The organism is Chryseolinea serpens, from assembly GCF_900129725.1.
Taxonomy (GTDB): Bacteria; Bacteroidota; Bacteroidia; order Cytophagales; family Cyclobacteriaceae; genus Chryseolinea; species Chryseolinea serpens.
The window spans coordinates 625,751-642,692 of sequence record NZ_FQWQ01000005.1 but is presented as its reverse complement, the minus strand read 5'-3'; the positions used below and the strand labels follow the sequence as shown (position 1 = coordinate 642,692).

General features: G+C 50.7%; 16 protein-coding genes. 5 read left to right on the top strand and 11 right to left on the bottom strand.

Annotated features, from left to right (window positions below):
• Window positions 1–30: 30 nt before the first annotated feature.
• From BUB30_RS30800 to BUB30_RS30760, 9 genes are all read right to left on the bottom strand, one after another.
• Entirely contained in the window at window positions 31–1,116 is a 1,086-nt protein-coding gene (locus BUB30_RS30800) for a DNA topoisomerase IB (RefSeq protein ID WP_073142256.1), read from the bottom strand.
• A 228-nt stretch (window positions 1,117–1,344) separates the two neighbouring features.
• Window positions 1,345–1,698: a hypothetical protein gene (locus BUB30_RS30795; protein ID WP_073142254.1), complete on the bottom strand. Its 354-nt coding sequence runs from the start codon at window positions 1,696–1,698 to the stop codon at window positions 1,345–1,347.
• 244 nt (window positions 1,699–1,942) lie between these two features.
• Window positions 1,943–2,524 carry a YciE/YciF ferroxidase family protein gene (locus tag BUB30_RS30790; RefSeq protein WP_073142498.1) on the bottom strand — a complete coding sequence of 194 codons (582 nt, stop codon included), beginning with the start codon at window positions 2,522–2,524 and terminating at the stop codon, window positions 1,943–1,945.
• A gap of 160 nt (window positions 2,525–2,684) precedes the next feature.
• Complete coding sequence (locus BUB30_RS30785; protein WP_073142253.1) at window positions 2,685–3,164, bottom strand: pyridoxamine 5'-phosphate oxidase family protein; 480 nt, start codon at window positions 3,162–3,164, stop codon at window positions 2,685–2,687.
• A gap of 21 nt (window positions 3,165–3,185) precedes the next feature.
• Window positions 3,186–4,391, bottom strand: a complete 1,206-nt coding sequence (locus tag BUB30_RS30780; RefSeq protein ID WP_073142251.1) for an NAD(P)/FAD-dependent oxidoreductase — start codon at window positions 4,389–4,391, stop codon at window positions 3,186–3,188.
• 91 nt (window positions 4,392–4,482) lie between these two features.
• Window positions 4,483–5,172, bottom strand: coding sequence for a YiaD family glycine zipper/OmpA-like lipoprotein (locus BUB30_RS30775; RefSeq protein WP_073142249.1), 690 nt, complete (start codon window positions 5,170–5,172; stop codon window positions 4,483–4,485).
• A 22-nt stretch (window positions 5,173–5,194) separates the two neighbouring features.
• Window positions 5,195–5,620, bottom strand: coding sequence for a sll1863 family stress response protein (locus BUB30_RS30770; RefSeq protein ID WP_073142247.1), 426 nt, complete (start codon window positions 5,618–5,620; stop codon window positions 5,195–5,197).
• A gap of 67 nt (window positions 5,621–5,687) precedes the next feature.
• Window positions 5,688–5,873, bottom strand: coding sequence for a CsbD family protein (locus BUB30_RS30765; protein WP_073142246.1), 186 nt, complete (start codon window positions 5,871–5,873; stop codon window positions 5,688–5,690).
• A 50-nt stretch (window positions 5,874–5,923) separates the two neighbouring features.
• Window positions 5,924–6,187: a YtxH domain-containing protein gene (locus BUB30_RS30760; RefSeq protein ID WP_073142244.1), complete on the bottom strand. Its 264-nt coding sequence runs from the start codon at window positions 6,185–6,187 to the stop codon at window positions 5,924–5,926.
• A 465-nt stretch (window positions 6,188–6,652) separates the two neighbouring features.
• On the opposite strand from BUB30_RS30760, the gene BUB30_RS30755 reads away from it, so the two are divergent.
• The 5 genes from BUB30_RS30755 (at window position 6,653) to tamL (ending at window position 14,988) form a co-directional block, all read left to right on the top strand.
• Window positions 6,653–7,105, top strand: coding sequence for a DUF2267 domain-containing protein (locus tag BUB30_RS30755; protein ID WP_143165153.1), 453 nt, complete (start codon window positions 6,653–6,655; stop codon window positions 7,103–7,105).
• Window positions 7,106–7,147: 42 nt separating this feature from the next.
• Window positions 7,148–7,315 (top strand): DUF1328 domain-containing protein, encoded by a 168-nt coding sequence (locus BUB30_RS30750; RefSeq protein ID WP_073142241.1) that lies wholly within the window; start codon window positions 7,148–7,150, stop codon window positions 7,313–7,315.
• A 61-nt stretch (window positions 7,316–7,376) separates the two neighbouring features.
• Window positions 7,377–7,568 (top strand): hypothetical protein, encoded by a 192-nt coding sequence (locus tag BUB30_RS30745; RefSeq protein WP_073142239.1) that lies wholly within the window; start codon window positions 7,377–7,379, stop codon window positions 7,566–7,568.
• A 144-nt stretch (window positions 7,569–7,712) separates the two neighbouring features.
• A complete protein-coding gene (locus tag BUB30_RS30740) occupies window positions 7,713–12,641 on the top strand; it encodes a translocation/assembly module TamB domain-containing protein (RefSeq protein ID WP_073142237.1) in 4,929 nt (1,642 codons plus the stop codon).
• Window positions 12,625–14,988, top strand: a complete 2,364-nt coding sequence (gene tamL / locus BUB30_RS30735; RefSeq protein WP_084138483.1) for a translocation and assembly module lipoprotein TamL — start codon at window positions 12,625–12,627, stop codon at window positions 14,986–14,988. The genes BUB30_RS30740 and tamL overlap by 17 nt, the downstream gene beginning before the upstream one ends.
• A 35-nt stretch (window positions 14,989–15,023) precedes the next feature.
• On the opposite strand, the gene BUB30_RS30730 is transcribed toward tamL, so the two are convergent.
• A complete protein-coding gene (locus BUB30_RS30730) occupies window positions 15,024–16,475 on the bottom strand; it encodes a hybrid sensor histidine kinase/response regulator (protein ID WP_073142234.1) in 1,452 nt (483 codons plus the stop codon).
• Between the two features lie 13 nt (window positions 16,476–16,488).
• Complete coding sequence (locus BUB30_RS30725) at window positions 16,489–16,935, bottom strand: response regulator (protein ID WP_073142232.1); 447 nt, start codon at window positions 16,933–16,935, stop codon at window positions 16,489–16,491.
• Between the last annotated feature and the right edge of the window lie 7 nt (window positions 16,936–16,942).

The window sequence follows — 16,942 nt, the reverse complement described above, 5'->3', positions numbered from 1 at the left end:
GTTGAGAAATCCTTACTGTCTTTCCCCGTACTATACTTTCCGTAGAATACGCATCAATACTTTTTCATCCGGTGTGAGATCCATCAGCCCGTCGCAGGCTTCGATGTCTTCGAGCTGGGAAAGATATTTTTGCAAGCCGTGATCTTCGTAGAGTGCGATGATCTGTGGGTGCACGTAATATTTGCGGCAGACGGTGCGGGTGTTGCCCAATTTGGCGCTCACCTCATCCAAGGCCAGCAGGACATTTCTCCGGGTTTCGGCTGGCGTCAGGGCCTCTCCTAGCGATTTGAAGGAATTCAACATCGCCAGCGTTCCTGCCCAGGTGCGAAAATCTTTAGCCGAAAAATCATTTCCGGAGGCCTCTTTGATATAGTTGTTGATCATCCCCGAATCGATGGTACAGCGAATGCCTTCATCATTCATATATTGAAACAACTCTTTCCCGGGAATGTCGCGACAGGCTTTGACGATGCGGGCCAGCCGTTTGCTTTTCAGTGTTATCGAATGAAAGATTCCTTTTTTTCCTTTGAACGAAAATTTCAGCGTGGCGCCGCTGATGTTCACATGGTCGTCTTTCAACGTCGTCAATCCATAGGATCCGTATAATTTTTCATATTCATTATTGCCAACGCGAATAAACGTTCGCTCCATAAGGCTCACCACCGTGGCCAACACTTTTTCCTTGGTGAGGCTGGAAACACAAATATCACGCTCGATGCGTTGACGCAGGGCGGGTAATCCTTTTCCAAATTCAAGGAGACGATGGAACTTGGTCTGGCTCCGGACGGTGCTCCATTGGGCGTGGTACTTGTATTGTTTCCGCCCGCGCACATCATAGCCTGTAGCTTGTATGTGTCCGTTCTCTTGCGCGCAGATCCACACCTTTGTCCATGCCGGTGGAATGGCCAGTTTGCGGATGCGCTGCAACGTGTCTTTGTCTCTCACCGGTCGGGCGTCCTGCAGGTAGCTGAAACCCGTTCCTTTCTTTTGTCTGCGGATGCCCGGCAGGGTGTCGCTCACATAGCGCAAACTGGCTACGGCAGCGGCACGCTTATAGTCGCGGTGCATTTTGATGGACTCGGTGCGTGTGATGGCGATGGGCACAACTTGCAGCATGGTCAGGCGTTTGTGCTACCGGAATGCGCGCCCGACATGAGTACGAAAAGCAAGGTGACACTCAGGATACAGGAGGCGTTCAACAGCGCGATCCAATCGTTGTGAAGAAAGGCGAACACCATCCGGTGAAAGGTTATAACCGGAGGTTCTGTGTGGCGTTGTAAACTCTTCACATCAGGGACGGGCAAATTTTGGGCAAACCGTATCATGGGCGATCGTCCTCGTCGATTATTTTCTTAAGTTTTTCTTGATATGGTTTTGCATGTCTTCGACTTCGCGAATGAAGTTCGACTGCTTGGCGTCGGCATAAGCCCCGTAGGCATCGATGAGCAAGCCTTTCACGCCGTCGTTGGTTTCGATGAAGTAGACCACAGCATTGTCGTCCGTGTTGGAATAGCCTTCGAACCGGTGAAAATTGGCGATGGATATTTCCTGTGGCGTATAGAATTTTTCTTCCTTGCCGCTGGTCAACCCCTCCGACACGACTTTAAAATTTTCGGTATATCCATCCTGGATCGCCTTGTTGGTGATTTCCAACAGCGTCGGCATCTGCAGGGTGGCGTTTTGTTCGTCCTTTTTCATGGGGAATGTTGTTTTGTTTTGCTGGTGGTGTATAAAAAATCCTGCCAGGAAAAAACAAACGATTTCAGGGGGTTCGACATGATACAGTGTGGCGGAGTTTCCCCAAAGCGCGTCAAATACTATAGGATCTACACACCGATGTCTGTTTGATTGCCTCACCGCCAGGTTAGCCATGCTGAGACACCAATAAAAAAAGAAGTCATCCTTCAGGATGACTTCTTGCCGAATGAGTAACATAATCTTTTCACTCAACCTCTTCTTCTTCCAATTCAGCGGCAAGCTGATTTATCCTTCCTGCCAGCTTGGTCAGCTTCAAATCGGCTTGCGCCTCCTCGTCTTTGGTTTCCTCCAGCAATTGGGCGCATTGGACTTTGCCCAACACGTTGGCCATCGTGCGGAGGGTGCCATAGGCTGAAATCTCATAGTGCTCGACCTTTTGCGCGGCAGCGATGAGGGCAGCATCGCGAGCGTGGCCTTCGTCATATTCTTCGATGACCTCTTCACCTTCTTCCACCAGACCCTCCATGGCTTCACACTTTTTGGCTACGGCCTTTTTTTCAAGCAATTCAAAACATTTTTCGAGCCTGGTTACCTGTATCCGCGTTTCGTCCAGGTGCGTGTTAAAGGCATTTTTCAATTCGTCATTAAATGCTGCCCGAGCCATTTTTGGCAAGGCCTTGACGAGGTGCTTCTCGGCCCAATAGATGTCTCTCAGTTGGTCTTCGAAAATATCTTCCAGGTTTTCCTTGGAGGATTTGATCGTTTTTGTTTTGGCCGGCGCGCGTTTCATGGAAACGGCCGTCTTCGATTTTGTTGTGGTTCTCATGAGCATTTCTTTTTGAAGTTTATAAAAAATGTGTTCCCCAAATAGGATACTATCTGTCTGCCCAGATTGTTTCGGGATGTTTGTTTTTTTCCGTGTACGAAGCCACGCTTTTGCTTAGTATAACTACATCGCCACGTCCTTGAAAACCTGGCGCTGCCTGTCAAACCTGCAGCTTGCCGTGCATGGCTTTGGCGTCTATCGTTTCTTCACGGCCCATGAGCCATTGGTTCTGCAACACCTTGTCCTTGTTGCTCACCCAATACTCTACCTCCAGTGGCCGCACCACCAGCAGCGCGATCGTCGGATCTTCCAGGCCTCGCGGGAACCATGCCTTGATATAGGGATTAAAAAGTTCTTTCATCTTGCCCTTGTTCGTGCTCAGGTGAGCGGCCCCCGAGATATGCAGGTACGTACTTTCGCTCTCGCACGCATAGGTGAGCTGAATGGCCGGATGCTTTTTGAGCTGTTCCATCCTTCCCGAATCGACCGACGTGAAGAACCAAACGTTCCCCGAGTCATCCACGTCGACGTGCGACATGGGGCGGAAACGCATCGGTGTTTCCTCGTCTTCCCAGCAGCCCAGCATGCCCACGCGGCACTTGGCCACCAGCGCTTTCAATTTCTCGATGTTGCTTTCCATAATGCTTGACGATTAGATATTCTATCTTCCAAACCTGAAATATTCCAAAAACCGATTCGGTCTTCCCGCCAGGGCATCGGAGATCATCTGCATGCCCATCACGCTAAACGTGATGCCATTGCCTCCAAAACCCAGCACGAAATAGCTCTGCGGAAAATCCGGGTGCCCGCCGATATAGGGTAGCGAATCTTTGGTCACCCCAAAGGTTCCTGCCCTGCTAAAATCCGGTATGAAGGACACGCCCGGCATTAAATGGCCAAACTGCTCCATCAACTCCACTTCTTTCTTTTCGATCAGCCGGTCGCGACGCTCCGGGTCCTTGAATTTTTCGTCGGCACCGCCCACCAGGATGCGGTTGTCGGCGGTGCTGCGGACGTAGAGATAGGGATCGTGCGTATTCCAAAGCACCGTGTCGTTCAAAATGGCGGGCAGGGCATCCAGCGGTTCGCTGATACAGGCATAGGTGCTGATGAGGTCCGCCACTTTATGTTTTAAGATCTCATGACTCTCGTAGCCGGTGGCATAGATCACGTACTGGGCGGTGATCTGATGATCACTATCGGTGCGCACGAAATTTTTGTGCTGATCGTACTTCACCCCCGTCACCTCGGTGTGATCGTAGATCTCCAGGTGCAGATGCTCTACGGCATAGGTCAATAGGCCGTGCGCAAGGCTGTAGCCATCCACAGAGGCAGCGTCTTCGGAAAGAATGGCGCCACCGCCATGAACGTTAAATTCTTGTTCCAATTCTTCCCCGCTCAACCACCGCACCTTTATCCGGGCTTCGGCGCGGTGCCGGCATTCTTCTGCCAGCCACTTTGCATCTTTTTTTGAATGGGCGATATAGAGGCTTCTTCGTTTTTCAAAGTCACAGTCGATGTCAAGCTTGTCCACCAATTTTCCCAGCTGCGCAATGGCCGCAATGCCTTGCCGGTAACTTTCTATCGCCACGGCGTCGCCAACTTTTTTCTTGAGGGAATACAGCGGTTCATCGATCTCATATTGCAAGAGGGAGGTCGTGGCACTGGTGCTGCCTTGAGATACGTCGCGCTTGTCGATGAGCACGGTCCGGTATCCTTCGCTGGCCACCTGGTAGGCCAGGAGGGCGCCGGTTATGCCGCCACCCATCACCAGCACATCGCAGGAAATGTCTTTTCGCAACGATGGGTAGGCATGAAGGATGCCGTTCTTCAATAGCCAGTAGGGCTCCTTCGATCGCAGTCTCATCGTTGTTATGGTTTCAATATCCGTCAACCTATAGGTGAAGCGCTATGCGTTTTGCATAGCGCTTCCCTTTTATATAATTAGCGTACTGGTGTTACTCACCCAACTGGCCGTTCTTCGCCAGCTTCTTCATCTCCTTGTTGGCATAGATGGCCACTTCCACTCTGCGGTTGGATTGTCGTCCCGCTTCCGTTTCGTTGGAACCAAGGGGTTGTTTCTCGCCGTATCCTTTCGTGGTGATGCGGGTGGCTTTCACGCCCTGTTGTTCGAGGTATCCTTCCACCGCATTCGCACGGCGTTCGGAAAGGGATTGATTGTAGGCATCCTCGCCGGTGTTGTCGGTATGTCCTTCGATGAGGATGTCCGTGTCATCATACTTATTGAGCGTTTGGGCAAGGTTGGTGAGATTTGTTTTCGTCGCCTGTTGCAGGCCAAACGAATTCGACTCAAAGAGCAATCCCGAATCGAAAGTGATGAGAATGCCTTCGCCCACGCGTTGAACGTGTGCACCTTTCAAGTCGTTTTTCAACTCTTCTGCTTGCTTGTCCATATGGTGTCCGATGAGCGCACCGGCTGTGCCACCCACGGCCGCGCCAATGATGGCGCCGACCACCGTATTATCCGATTGGTGTCCAATCACGCCGCCGATGGCCGCTCCCGCACCGGCACCAATGGCGCCGCCTTTTGTTGTGTTGGAGGCCTGGCACCCTACCAGGAGTTGCGTCAGCAACACGGCAAGGAACATCATGAGGGCGGCAAAGAAGGTTATGATCTTGTTTTTCATAGTCGTACGTTTTTACGGATCGTTAAGGCTTATCTTTTAGTGCCGCGTCGATCTTGTCGCCCCAGCGTTGAACTTCGATCTTCGCGTCATCGGCCGTATTGCGGGCACGTTGTTGAATATCGTCCCATGCGGTCTCAGAAGCTTTATCGATCTCATCCAGTGATTTTTCCACGCGGTCGCGTTGCTGCGTCAGGTTTTCCTTGGCTTCTTCCAATTGTGCCTTGGAGTCGGCTTTGGCATTTTCGAGCTTTGCCGTGATCTTGTCGAGCCGTCCGTTGATGTCGTCGCGGATCGATTGAAGATTTTTGGTAATCTCTTCTTTGTCCTTGCTAATGTCTTTTTTCACTTCTTCCTGTGCCTGGTCCACTTTCTCTTTGGAGGACGGGCTACACTGATAGAAGACTGCCGCGCTACACGCCACGGCAACCATATATACGATTCGTTTCATTGCTTTTGGGGGTTATGTTGTTGTGGGAAAACCGTTCAGGGTTTTCCCACAGGTTTTATTTAACTGCTTATAATGATTCCAATTCTTTGCGGATCTCGTCCTTGGTCTTACCCAGGCGTTTTTGAAGACGGCCTACCAATTCGTCTTCCTTACCTTCCGAGAACGTGAGGTCGTCGTCGGTGAGCTCTCCATATTTTTGTTTGAGTTTACCTTTTGCTTCGTTCCATGATCCTTTTATCGTGAGCTTGTTCATGCGTTCTGTGGTTTAGTATGTGACAATAAAAAAAATAAAATCTCCGGGCGTCAGGCTTTAACCTTTTCACTCGCCTCGTCTATATTTTGTTTGCCGGCGCGGGCCAACTGATCAATCTTCGAATTGAATTGCCGGCGAATATTATCCAGGGAGGTATCTACGGTATTCATCAGGTCGTCTTTCAGTTTTATCGAACCGTCCACAATTTTCTTTCTGGTGCGTTGACCCGAATCCGGGGCCAGTAACATTCCGGCGGCTATTCCCAGTGCTGCGCCTGCGATAAAACCTCCAATCAAGTTCTTAGGGTCTTTCATAACACGTTTCTTTTATTTATTTGATAATTTCTGTGATGATGCATTTAACATCCGCCTAACCTTTAGAAAACATTATGCCAATCGCTGAGCATAGGTATTAACCGGTTCTATGCGTATCAAACGGGTAGTGATCTCTACACTTTGACCCGGGAAATCAGCATGAGAATCGTCAGGTGTCCGCTGAAACCCGCTATGTATGACTTGGTATGACTTGCCGAAAAAGGCAAAGAACAATCACATCAAAAATCAAGCACCTCCAGACTGAATCCTGCCGTAGACCGGGGGCCGTCCTCTGCAGCAATTGGTTTCAGACTCCTCAATCTATCCCCCGCAACGGGCATATAATTCCACACTTCTATTCAACGAACACCCTAAATCAGCAAAATTTCAAGGTTTGCAGGTTTGGTATAAGAATGTATATCCCCTCACCGGAAACACTAACTCTCAACCCAACCTATTCTCACCATGATTACACCGATGGAAAATACCTTAGCACAAGAAGAGCAGGCCGTAAAGTTCTTCCGGGAGATAAAAAATGACCTGGGCGCCAACTCCACGCAGAAGATCGTAAAACTCGTGCGTGCAGTGCTTTCTCAATTGCGAAAATCATTGTCGCACGAGCAGGCGACGCTCTTTATCAAAAAGATGCCGAGTCTCTTCCAGTTGCTCTTTGTGACCAACTGGCGCTACGAGGAGAAGGCGAACACCATCGAGCATCTCGACGAGCTGGTGGAAAGTATTTATCACCACGACAAGCAATCTTCCGGAGCTTTGTTCTCGTCGGAAGTGGACGCCTTAAATTCAGTGATCGTGGTGTTGCGGAAACTCGACAAGTTTTTCGGCATCGTCGGTTTGAATGTGCTGCATTATCCCCTCACACAAGAATTGAAGCAAGCTGCCATGGAAGACGCAGCCTAATCCATCCTTCCAAATACAATAACCACTTAAAACGCTAAAACTATGTTACGCTGGACAGTCACATTTCTCATCATCGCATTGGTCGCTGCCGTCTTCGGATTCGGTGGCATCGCAGCCGGCGCTGCGGCCATTGCCAAGGTTTTGTTCTTTATCTTCCTGGTACTCTTCGTACTCTCGCTGGTCTTTGGTGCCAGCATCTTTAAGCGATGACAAAGAACAATTGAAATCCCGGCGTACGTGTGCGCCGGGATTTTCGTTTCTATACAACAACATGAAAAACGCTTCACGCATACAACATCATCCCAACCAGGAAGACAAGACCGGCCGGCCGCTCTATGCTTCGGTGACGCGCCTCAACTATAGCGTCAACGATAGCCGGGAGGAGGATAATGGACCCGGTGCGCTGGAAAGTGACCCAGGAGATCGTATATTGCACAAGCGAAAAACAAAACGCAAACCATAGCCACAACGGTATGGTTCGGCAGCGTTGCGAGTGGATAAAAATAGTTGGTTAGGGATATTGGTCACAGGTCATCCACTCCTGAAAATTGAAGCTCCAGGTTTAACATTACTTTGAATGCTCACGCAGTGGCGTCTACGAAAATATATGATCAGGACCTTGAAGATCTTTGGCTGGATCTTCCTGTCGGTGATCGCCCTTCTCCTGGTTCTCGCCCTGGTCATTCAAATCCCCTACGTTCAACATAAACTCACGGCCAAGGCCGTTGGCTTCCTCAAAGACAAGATCGGCACGGAAGTGCGGCTGGATCACATCAGCCTCTCCTTCCCAAAAAAAATCGTATTGGAAGGACTTTATGTCGAAGATCAATCCACCGACACGCTGCTCTATGCCGGGAGGCTGGCCGTGAACACCAACCTTTGGGCGCTCACCCGCCACGAGATCGACTTGAGCGGTGTGGAGCTCGATCACTTTTCTGGAAACATCAAACGCCCGGCCCAGGACAGCGCGTTCAACTTCGATTATATTATCAAAGCCTTTGCCGGCGACTCCATCCCAACCTCTCCCCCGGATACGACAAAGACTCCCTGGAAATTCACCGTTGGCACCCTCGACCTCACTCAAATCCATGTGCGCTACCAGGACGCCCTGGAAGGAAATGACGCCGATGTGACGCTGGCGACCCTGACGGTTGACATCGACGCGTTCGACCTGGAGGGTCCTGTTCTAAAAATAAATTCGATTGACCTGGAAAATGTCCAGGCCACGATTTCGCAGAGCAAGAGGCCAGATGCATCTCCTCCGTCTCGCCCATCCCCTGACGCTCAAGGAAGATTCACATTTTCCGTCGAGGACATTACTTTAAGCGACATCGCGGCCGACTACAAACAATCGGCTACCGGGCAGATGGTTCACCTAAACTTGGGTAAACTTCTGTTGGAGATCGAGAAGATGGACCTGGAAAGCCAGGACATCGCTATCGATAAATTCTCACTTTCCGATACATTCCTGGCCTATCACCAGGCGGCCACCAAAACCTCTGGTCAAACGTCATCCCAATCCGGGTCGAAAGACACCACGGTTGCCAAACCCTGGAACATCACCTTGGGAACCCTGGAACTGGCCAACGACAATGTGCAGTACCACAACTTCCGCGAGCCGTTTTTAAAAAAGGGAGTGGATTTTAATCACTTGTGGGTTACACGCCTCCATGTCCATGCGGAAGACCTGAAATATGCCGGCAACACGATCGGTGGCAATCTTCAAAATTTATCGCTCCAGGAAAAAAGCGGGTTTGGCGTGACGGCATTCAAAACCATCTTCGCCCTGACAGACCAGTCGCTACGGGTAAAAGATTTTTATTTTCAAACGCCCGAGAGCCAAATAGCCCTGAATGCCAAAGCCCAATTTGCGTCGCTGGCTTCCCTGGACAAGACCTACCCTGATGCCCGCGTCGACCTCAACCTAAACCATATGACGGTGGCCGTACAGGACGTATTGTATTTTTATCCCGCCCTCACCGACAGCTTGCCGCTGAACCTCCCTCCCAGCGCCACGGTATCGATAAGCGCCGATGCGAAAGGCCAGGTAAAAAACCTCTCCCTGGATAAGCTCAACATAAGCCTGCTTTCCCGTACATCCCTGAAAGCAAACGGAACCCTGACCGGGCTGCCCGACATGAAGCACGCCAAGGCCCTCCTGACGTTGCAGGAATTTTACACCACGGCTGCCGATGTGCGCACCGTCGTTCCAGATTCCGTGATCCCGCAATCTATCGCCCTGCCGGAATGGATAAAGTTGACCGGGAAATTCAGCGGCACGTTGCAGGCACCCCAGGCCAACGCCTGGCTCACCACGTCGCTGGGGAACATTAAGCTCGACGGCCGAATGAACCTGGAGAAATCACAAAAAGAAAATTATTCGGCGCAAGTTGTCGTGAAGGATTTTGATTTGGGGAAACTGCTCAAGCAAGATTCCATGGGCAGGCTGAATATGCGGGCCGGTGTGAAAGGCTCAGGACTTTCCATCGACGACTTGAATGCGCGGCTCGATGTGCATGTCGACGATTTTAAATATGCCGGCTACACGTATCAAGACCTCAAAGTGAACGGGTCCATGAAAAAATATTTCTTCTCCGGCACCGCCCTGCTGGCGGACGAAAACCTGGACATCAAACTGAAGGGTGACCTGGACTATAACCAGGAGGTGCCCGAATACAAATTCAATCTCGAACTAAAGAACGCCGACTTCAAAGCCCTGCACCTCTCTGAGCGACCCCTCCGTGCAAGGGGAACCATCGATGTCGACCTCGCCACTTCCGACTTCAAAGTCATCAACGGCAACCTCGACATTCGTAAAGTTGCCATCTTTAATGGCGAGTCTCTCTATAAAGTAGACTCGCTGTTGTTTGCTTCCATCGATCAACATGGTGAAAGCACGATCACCATCCGCTCTGACATTCTTTCCGGCGATTTCAAAGGCACCATCAACCTTTATAGCTTACCTGAAGTTTTGCGTCGGCACTTCGATCATTATTTTTCCCTGCAGGATGACGCCTACAAAAAACCGGCAGCACCTCAAAATTTCGCGTTCAACCTGGTCATCAAAAACACCGACCTGCTCACGGAAATTATTTTCCCCGACCTGGAACCCTTTGTACCCGGTGAGATCACGGGAGCGTTCGACAGTGAAGCCAGCAAGCTGGATCTGCGGGTGAATCTTGCCGGGGTTAAATACGCCGACTTTGGTGTCGATTCCCTCGCATTCTTAGCCACCTCCGACAAAAATTCACTCGATTATACTTTCGCTCTGAAGAATCTAAAGATCGATACCCTGCACATCTCCGCCATAAAACTCACGGGCAACGTGGCCGACGATTCCATCCGCACCCGATTCACCTTGCTGGACTCCTTGCAAAAGGAAAAATATGTTTGGGGTGGCGTATTCAATAGCCTGAAGAATGTGTTCCAGTTTCACTTTTTGAAAGACGAGGTGATCATGAACTATTCACCCTGGGAAACGCCGCCCGACAACGCGCTTCGCTTTACCCGGCAAGGTTTGGTGGCCTATCATTTTTCGTTGACGAACATCAATGAAAGGATTTCGCTCATCACCAAAAGCGAAACGGATTCCACGCTGTCGGTCGTCTTCAAGGATGTGAACCTGCCAAACCTCACCAGTGTGGTGGAGGGGGTAACGCCCGCCGAGGGGTTGATCAATGGAGACTTCAAGCTGGCCGCGCAAGGCGCTTTTCAATCGGAACTCACGATAAAAGATTTCAAACTGTTCGACCAGCCGTGGGGCAATTTGGCCCTGGCTGTGGAGCGAAAGGATAAACCCTACATCATCGACCTAAGGGTCGATGGGAAAAAAGCCAACGTCAAGGTGTCGGGGCATTTCACCCCCGATGAGACGGCACCCGAAATCGACTTAACCACCCATATCGACATCTCCGACCTGGCGATCGTCGAGCCGCTTTCGGCGGGACAATTGAAAAAATCTTCGGGCGGCATCGTGGGTGACATAAAAATAACCGGCCGGCCATCGTCGCCTGATATTCGGGGTGAGATCGAGTTTCACGATGCTTCCTTTGTTCCATCGTTTGTGAACAGCCGCTTTACGCTGAAAAATGAAACGCTGAAGTTTACCGAAGACGGCATCACCATCGACAATTTCACCGTGCTGGATGAAAACAACAACAAAGCCACCTTGAAAGGCGTCATCCAGACAAAATCCTACAAAACCTTCGATCTCAACCTGACCCTGAACGCCAACAATTTTCAGTTGCTGAACACTACCGAAGACAACAGCGACTTATTCTATGGCAAAGTGGGCATCAACCTCGAGGCAAAGATCACGGGCAACGCAGACCAACCCAACGTACGCGCCACCGCAGGATTGACCGATGACAGTAATTTCACCTACATCGTACCACAATCCGAGAAAGGTGTGCTGGAACAAAAAGGTATCGTTCGGTGGGTGGACAATGACGCCAAACAAGATCCCTTCCTGAAAAATATTCACCCGAAAGACACCATCAAATCAAGGTTTCGCGGATTGGAGCTGACGGCCAACATTGAACTGACCGATAAAGTCACCTTCAACATCATCATCGACCCGGTGACGGGTGACAAGCTTTCTGTGCGCGGAAATTCCACGCTTACCCTCGACATCGATCCCACCGGTAACATGCAACTCGCGGGGCGCTACGAAATTACGGACGGCACGTATGATCTCTCGTTCTACAAACTGGTGAAGCGCAAATTCAAGATCGAGAAGGGTGGCTCACTCACGTGGGCCGGAGATCCGCTGGATGCAACGATGTCGATCCGCGCCATTTTTAATGTGGAGACCTCGCCCGCCGAACTGCTCACTCAAGCGGGTATTGAACCGTCGACACAGGATCGAATGCAGCGCATGCCTTTCCTGGTCTATTTACAACTGAAGGGAAATTTGTTAACACCCGAAGTAAGTTTTCAGCTTGATATGCCAGAGAACTCACGCAATCCAGCGGTCTACGCCATCATCAAGGATATTAACACCCGCGAATCCGATCTCAACAAACAGGTCTTTGCTTTGTTGATCCTCAAACGATTCATCTCCGACAATCCCTTTGCCGCCCAAGGAGGCTCCGACGTCTCGGCCACGGCAAGAAGAAGTGTGGGCAGGCTTTTAACCGAACAGCTCAACCGACTCTCTGAAAATATTAAAGGCGTGCAGTTGACCTTTGATGTGAAATCCTATGATGATTACTCCACCGGCACTGCCCAGGGACAAACCCAGGTACAACTCGGTGTGTCGAAGAATCTGTTAAACAACCGGCTTGTGGTGAAAGTATCAGGCAATGTGGATGTAGAGGGCGAAGCGTCGAGCCAGGAATCGTTTGCCGATTACATCGGCGACCTTGCGCTGGAATACAAACTCACAGAAGATGGCCGCCTGCGCATCACGGGTTTCCGGAACAGCAACTACGACATGATCGATGGCGAACTGATTGAAACCGGAGCCGGCCTCATCTACATCAAGGATTATAATACGCTACGCGAACTGTTCAGGGCCAATGAGAAGGAAAAATAACATCACCCTCCTGTGGTCGTCTCTCTGTTGGCTGGGACTTTGTTCGACGCTGCTTCTTCCGGGATGCACCGGTGTGCGCTATTTAAAAGAAGGCGAAACATTCTATACGGGCGCCGACATTGATTTCGATACACACGGCAGGCGTGTCGGTCGCAGAAAAACGTTGCGCAAAGATCTCGATGCCTACATTACGCCCAAGCCGAACAACAAACTCTTCGGCATGCGTCCCGGCGTTTGGTTTTATTATGTCGCCGGCGAGCCAAAAAAGAAAAATGGTCTGCGCGGCTTTATTAAAAATAAATTGGGCCAGCCTCCCGTATTGCTAAAAGATGCCGCACCCGAGCGCACCGCCAAGATATTGGCTGGACAATTGAACAATGAGGGCTATTTCGAATCGACCGTAAGACCAGAAGTAAAAACGGGTAAGACGGCAAGCAAAGTCATCTATCATGTGAACCTGACGCGACCCTATCGTTTGCGCGAGATCAATTTTCCCGCGGGGCGCGACAGCACGTATGCCGCCATCTTCAGGACCCTGAAAGACGAATCCCTGTTGGCGCCGAAACAGCGTTATGATCTGCAGCGTCTCCAGGCCGAGCAGGAACGCATCGAGAAAGTGTTGAAAGATTTTGGGTTCTATTATTTCGATGATCGCTACCTGATCTTTGAGGCCGACAGTACGGTGGCCGAGCGGAAGGTCGATCTCCGGCTACGATTGGAACAAGGTATCCCGGCCAAGGCCCGCAAGATCTATTCCTTGAGCGAAGTAAAAGTATTTCCAAACTACGTACTCGCCGAAGATTCGTTGGAGAATGCCGCCACCGCCACACACGTCAACGGCGTCACCTACGTGGAGAAGGGGAACATGTTCCGGCCGGAGATCATCACCAACGTGATCAACCTCAAGAAGGGCGACCGCTACAGCCGCGAAGCGCAGGACCTCACCCTAAGCCATCTCATGGGTTTGGGGGTATTTAAGTTTGTGAACATCAAATTTGCGGAAACGGGGACCGACTCTTCCCTGTTGCGCAGCAATATTTTTCTGACCCCGTTGAAGAAGAAATCGGTACGCGGCGAAGTACAAGGAGTATCCAAGTCCAACAACTTTGTGGGACCGGGCGTGACGCTTACGTTCACGAACCGGAATTTTCTGCGCGGTGCGGAATTGTTTCAGCTTAAGCTTAACTCCGCTTATGAAGTGCAGATCAGCAAACAGCAGCAAAATCCGTTGAATTCGTTCGAGCTGGGGTTTGAAGCCAGCCTGACCATTCCGCGTTTCATTACCCCGATAAAGATCAATTACAACTCCCGAAAGTATTTACCAAAGACGGTCATCAAGACCGGTTTTAATTTGCAGAACCGGGTTGGCTATTATCGCCTCAGCTCGGCGAACGCGGCCTATGGCTACAACTGGAGGGAAACTGTTTCGAGAAGCCACGAATTATTTCCCATCGATCTCAACTACGTTCGAACGGACAAACGTTCTGCCACCTTCGACACGCTAGTGGCACACAATCCGGTACTGAAAAATTCTTTTGAAAATCAATTCATCCTGGGCACACGCTATTCGTATACCATCAATACGCAACTCAATGAAACACCCACGCAGAAATATGAGAAGCGTCAATATAAAACGCACAACTTCTATTTCAATGGCAACGTAGACGTGGCCGGCAACCTGCTTCACACCGTGCAAGGTGCATTCCATGGCGGAGAGACGGGTTCGCTCGAGATCTTCGGGCTGCCCTACTCGCAGTATGTGAAGGGCGATATTGATTTCCGTTATTACTGGCAATTTGACGAGCACAACAAGCTCGCTACACGACTCATTCTCGGGGCAGGCTATGCCTTTGGCAACTCTACGACCCTGCCCTATGTGAAACAATTTGCCATTGGCGGTTCCAACAGTATCCGTGCCTTCCCCGCACGTTCGGTGGGACCCGGTACGTACAATGTGCGCACTGACCCGAAGTCTGAAGAAGTGTATAAAGGAACTTTGTTTGTCGATCAGCGCGGGGATATAAAATTGGAATCCAACGTGGAATATCGCTTCGACATCATCCGGATGTTGAAAGGCGCGGTGTTCGTAGATGCGGGGAATATCTGGCTTTGGCATGAAGACCCACTGCGTACGGGCGGAAAGATCAGCAGCGACTTTCTGCAACAACTGGCCGTCGGCACAGGTTTCGGGCTTCGTTTTGACTTCAGTTTTTTTGTACTTCGATTCGATACAGCCTTCCCGTTGCGCCAAACCTCAGGCTGGGTGACGAACGACATCGATTTTGGAAGCAGCAGCTGGCGAGGGAAAAATCTTGTATTCAACATTGCCATCGGCTACCCCTTCTAGGAGAGCTGACCTGGGATGGGCTTCAAACCACCAGATCACGAGGGAAGCTTGAACGCCACAATAAAGGTGGTCCCTTCATCTTGCTTGCTGGTGACTTCCACATCGGCGTTGTGGCTATTCAGAATATTTTTTGTTGAGGTAAGACCCAACCCCATACCGCCTTGTTTGTCGGTGAAGAAGGGGTCGAACAGTTTTTCGATATCTTCCTGCGGAATGCCTTTTCCATTGTCGATGATGCAGACCGTGATGCGACTGTCGCTCATCTGGGTTTCGATGCGCAACACACCCTTTCCGGGTTTCATTGCCTCCACGGCGTTCACGATAATGTTGAGGAAAGCGATCTTGATCTTCTCTTTGTCCAGCAACACGCGCGGCAGCGACGATGCAAAACTCCGCTCCAGCCGGATCTGGTTCAGGTTCATCCGGTCGATGGCCAGACCGATCGTCTCTTCCAGTATTTCGTCCACATTCGACAACTGCAGGTTCAATTCTTTGGGCTTGGAGGAATTGAGCATTTCGCCGATGAGCTGTTCGATGCGGTTGGCGTTTCGCTCGATGATGTCGCTGTATAATTTAACCGTTTCGTTGTTGCGCGGCATTTCATCCTTGAGCTGTTCCAATGCCAGGGTTAGGTTGGTCAGTGGATTGCGTACTTCGTGCGCGATGGTGCGCGCGATCTTGCCCGTCATGGACAACCGCTCGGCCACCAGCATGTCGCGCTCTGCCTTCTTGCGCATGGTCAGGTCGTGAATGATCCCCTGGTAACAGCAAAATTCCGAGATCTGGTCGGGGATGAAAACACAGTTCAGCATCGAGATCTTTTTTTCGCGGTCTTTGTTGAGCAGCACCACTTCAAAGTCGCGGATCTGCTCGGCGGTCTTCAGCGAGGAAAAGAAATAATTGAAATCCTCGTCGTGCTCGAATATTTCACTGATGGTCAGCGAGAGGGCCTCCTCTTTTGTATACTTAAAAAATTTGAGGAATGCATCGTTCACATCCATCAGCTTCAGGTCGTTGTTGGCTAAGTAAATGGGATCGATGGAGCGTTCGAACAGGGACCTGTATTTTTTTTCCTTCTCGTCCAGTTCCCGGATCACCCCCGCCTGGCTCAGCGCATAGCGGATGCTACGCTCCAGCATAGAGGGATTCAACTCGGTTTTCACGATGTAGTCGGCCGCACCGTAGCGTGTTGCGTCCAAATCGACGTTCAGATCGCCCTGGCCGGTCAACAGGATGCAAGGTGTGATCACACCTTTGTCCTGGGCAAACTTGATGAGGTCGAGACCGTTTTCACTGCCCAGCCGATAGTCGATCAAAAAGATATCATAGTGACCGTGGACCATCTTGTCCTTTGCTTTTTCGGGCAAAGGTTCCCATTCCACATCAAAATGGTAGTATTCGCTCTCCGCCAGGTATTCCCGGGCCAACAGCACGTCGTCTTCATCGTCTTCGATCAGGAGAACTTTAACCGAGGGTGTTTTCTTCATAATTTCTATGGTCTCATGCCCGGGGCAGCGCCACCGTTCCGAACCAGTAGTTGCCGATCTCACGCGTCACTTCCACCAATTCATCAAACCGCACTGGTTTGCAGATGAAAGAATTTACCCCGAGGTCATAGGTTTTCACAATGTCTTCTTCGGCCTTGGATGTGGTGAGCACCACCACCGGGATACGTCGCAGGGACGGATCGCTTTTGATGTAGTGCAAGGCCTCGCGACCGTCCATCTTTGGCATATTCAAGTCAAGCAAAATGAGGGCCGGTTTGGGCGCTTTCTCGGTGATGAACCGTCCGCGGCGGTGCAGGTAGTCCAGCAGTTCCGTTCCATCCTCCACAAAGTGGATGGGGTTGCGCAGGTTGTTTTCTTCCAGCGCCTCTTTGACCAACATCCGGTCGTCAGGATCATCGTCGGCCATAAGAATGGAGGGCAGGCTTAGGTTGTGCTTCATGTCGCAG

What these genes read in the sequence shown, in the direction of transcription:
- BUB30_RS30740 (WP_073142237.1), top strand. Translation starts at nt 7,713, where the DNA reads ATGATCAGGACCTTGAAGATCTTTGGCTGGATCTTCCTGTCGGTGATC.
- BUB30_RS30725 (WP_073142232.1), bottom strand. Translation starts at nt 16,935, where the DNA reads ATGAAGCACAACCTAAGCCTGCCCTCCATTCTTATGGCCGACGATGAT.
- BUB30_RS30800 (WP_073142256.1), bottom strand. Translation starts at nt 1,116, where the DNA reads ATGCTGCAAGTTGTGCCCATCGCCATCACACGCACCGAGTCCATCAAA.
- BUB30_RS30775 (WP_073142249.1), bottom strand. Translation starts at nt 5,172, where the DNA reads ATGAAAAACAAGATCATAACCTTCTTTGCCGCCCTCATGATGTTCCTT.
- BUB30_RS30790 (WP_073142498.1), bottom strand. Translation starts at nt 2,524, where the DNA reads ATGAGAACCACAACAAAATCGAAGACGGCCGTTTCCATGAAACGCGCG.
- tamL (WP_084138483.1), top strand. Translation starts at nt 12,625, where the DNA reads ATGAGAAGGAAAAATAACATCACCCTCCTGTGGTCGTCTCTCTGTTGG.
- BUB30_RS30755 (WP_143165153.1), top strand. Translation starts at nt 6,653, where the DNA reads ATGATTACACCGATGGAAAATACCTTAGCACAAGAAGAGCAGGCCGTA.
- BUB30_RS30795 (WP_073142254.1), bottom strand. Translation starts at nt 1,698, where the DNA reads ATGAAAAAGGACGAACAAAACGCCACCCTGCAGATGCCGACGCTGTTG.
- BUB30_RS30730 (WP_073142234.1), bottom strand. Translation starts at nt 16,475, where the DNA reads ATGAAGAAAACACCCTCGGTTAAAGTTCTCCTGATCGAAGACGATGAA.
- BUB30_RS30765 (WP_073142246.1), bottom strand. Translation starts at nt 5,873, where the DNA reads ATGAACAAGCTCACGATAAAAGGATCATGGAACGAAGCAAAAGGTAAA.
- BUB30_RS30780 (WP_073142251.1), bottom strand. Translation starts at nt 4,391, where the DNA reads ATGAGACTGCGATCGAAGGAGCCCTACTGGCTATTGAAGAACGGCATC.
- BUB30_RS30770 (WP_073142247.1), bottom strand. Translation starts at nt 5,620, where the DNA reads ATGAAACGAATCGTATATATGGTTGCCGTGGCGTGTAGCGCGGCAGTC.
- BUB30_RS30745 (WP_073142239.1), top strand. Translation starts at nt 7,377, where the DNA reads ATGAAAAACGCTTCACGCATACAACATCATCCCAACCAGGAAGACAAG.
- BUB30_RS30785 (WP_073142253.1), bottom strand. Translation starts at nt 3,164, where the DNA reads ATGGAAAGCAACATCGAGAAATTGAAAGCGCTGGTGGCCAAGTGCCGC.
- BUB30_RS30760 (WP_073142244.1), bottom strand. Translation starts at nt 6,187, where the DNA reads ATGAAAGACCCTAAGAACTTGATTGGAGGTTTTATCGCAGGCGCAGCA.
- BUB30_RS30750 (WP_073142241.1), top strand. Translation starts at nt 7,148, where the DNA reads ATGTTACGCTGGACAGTCACATTTCTCATCATCGCATTGGTCGCTGCC.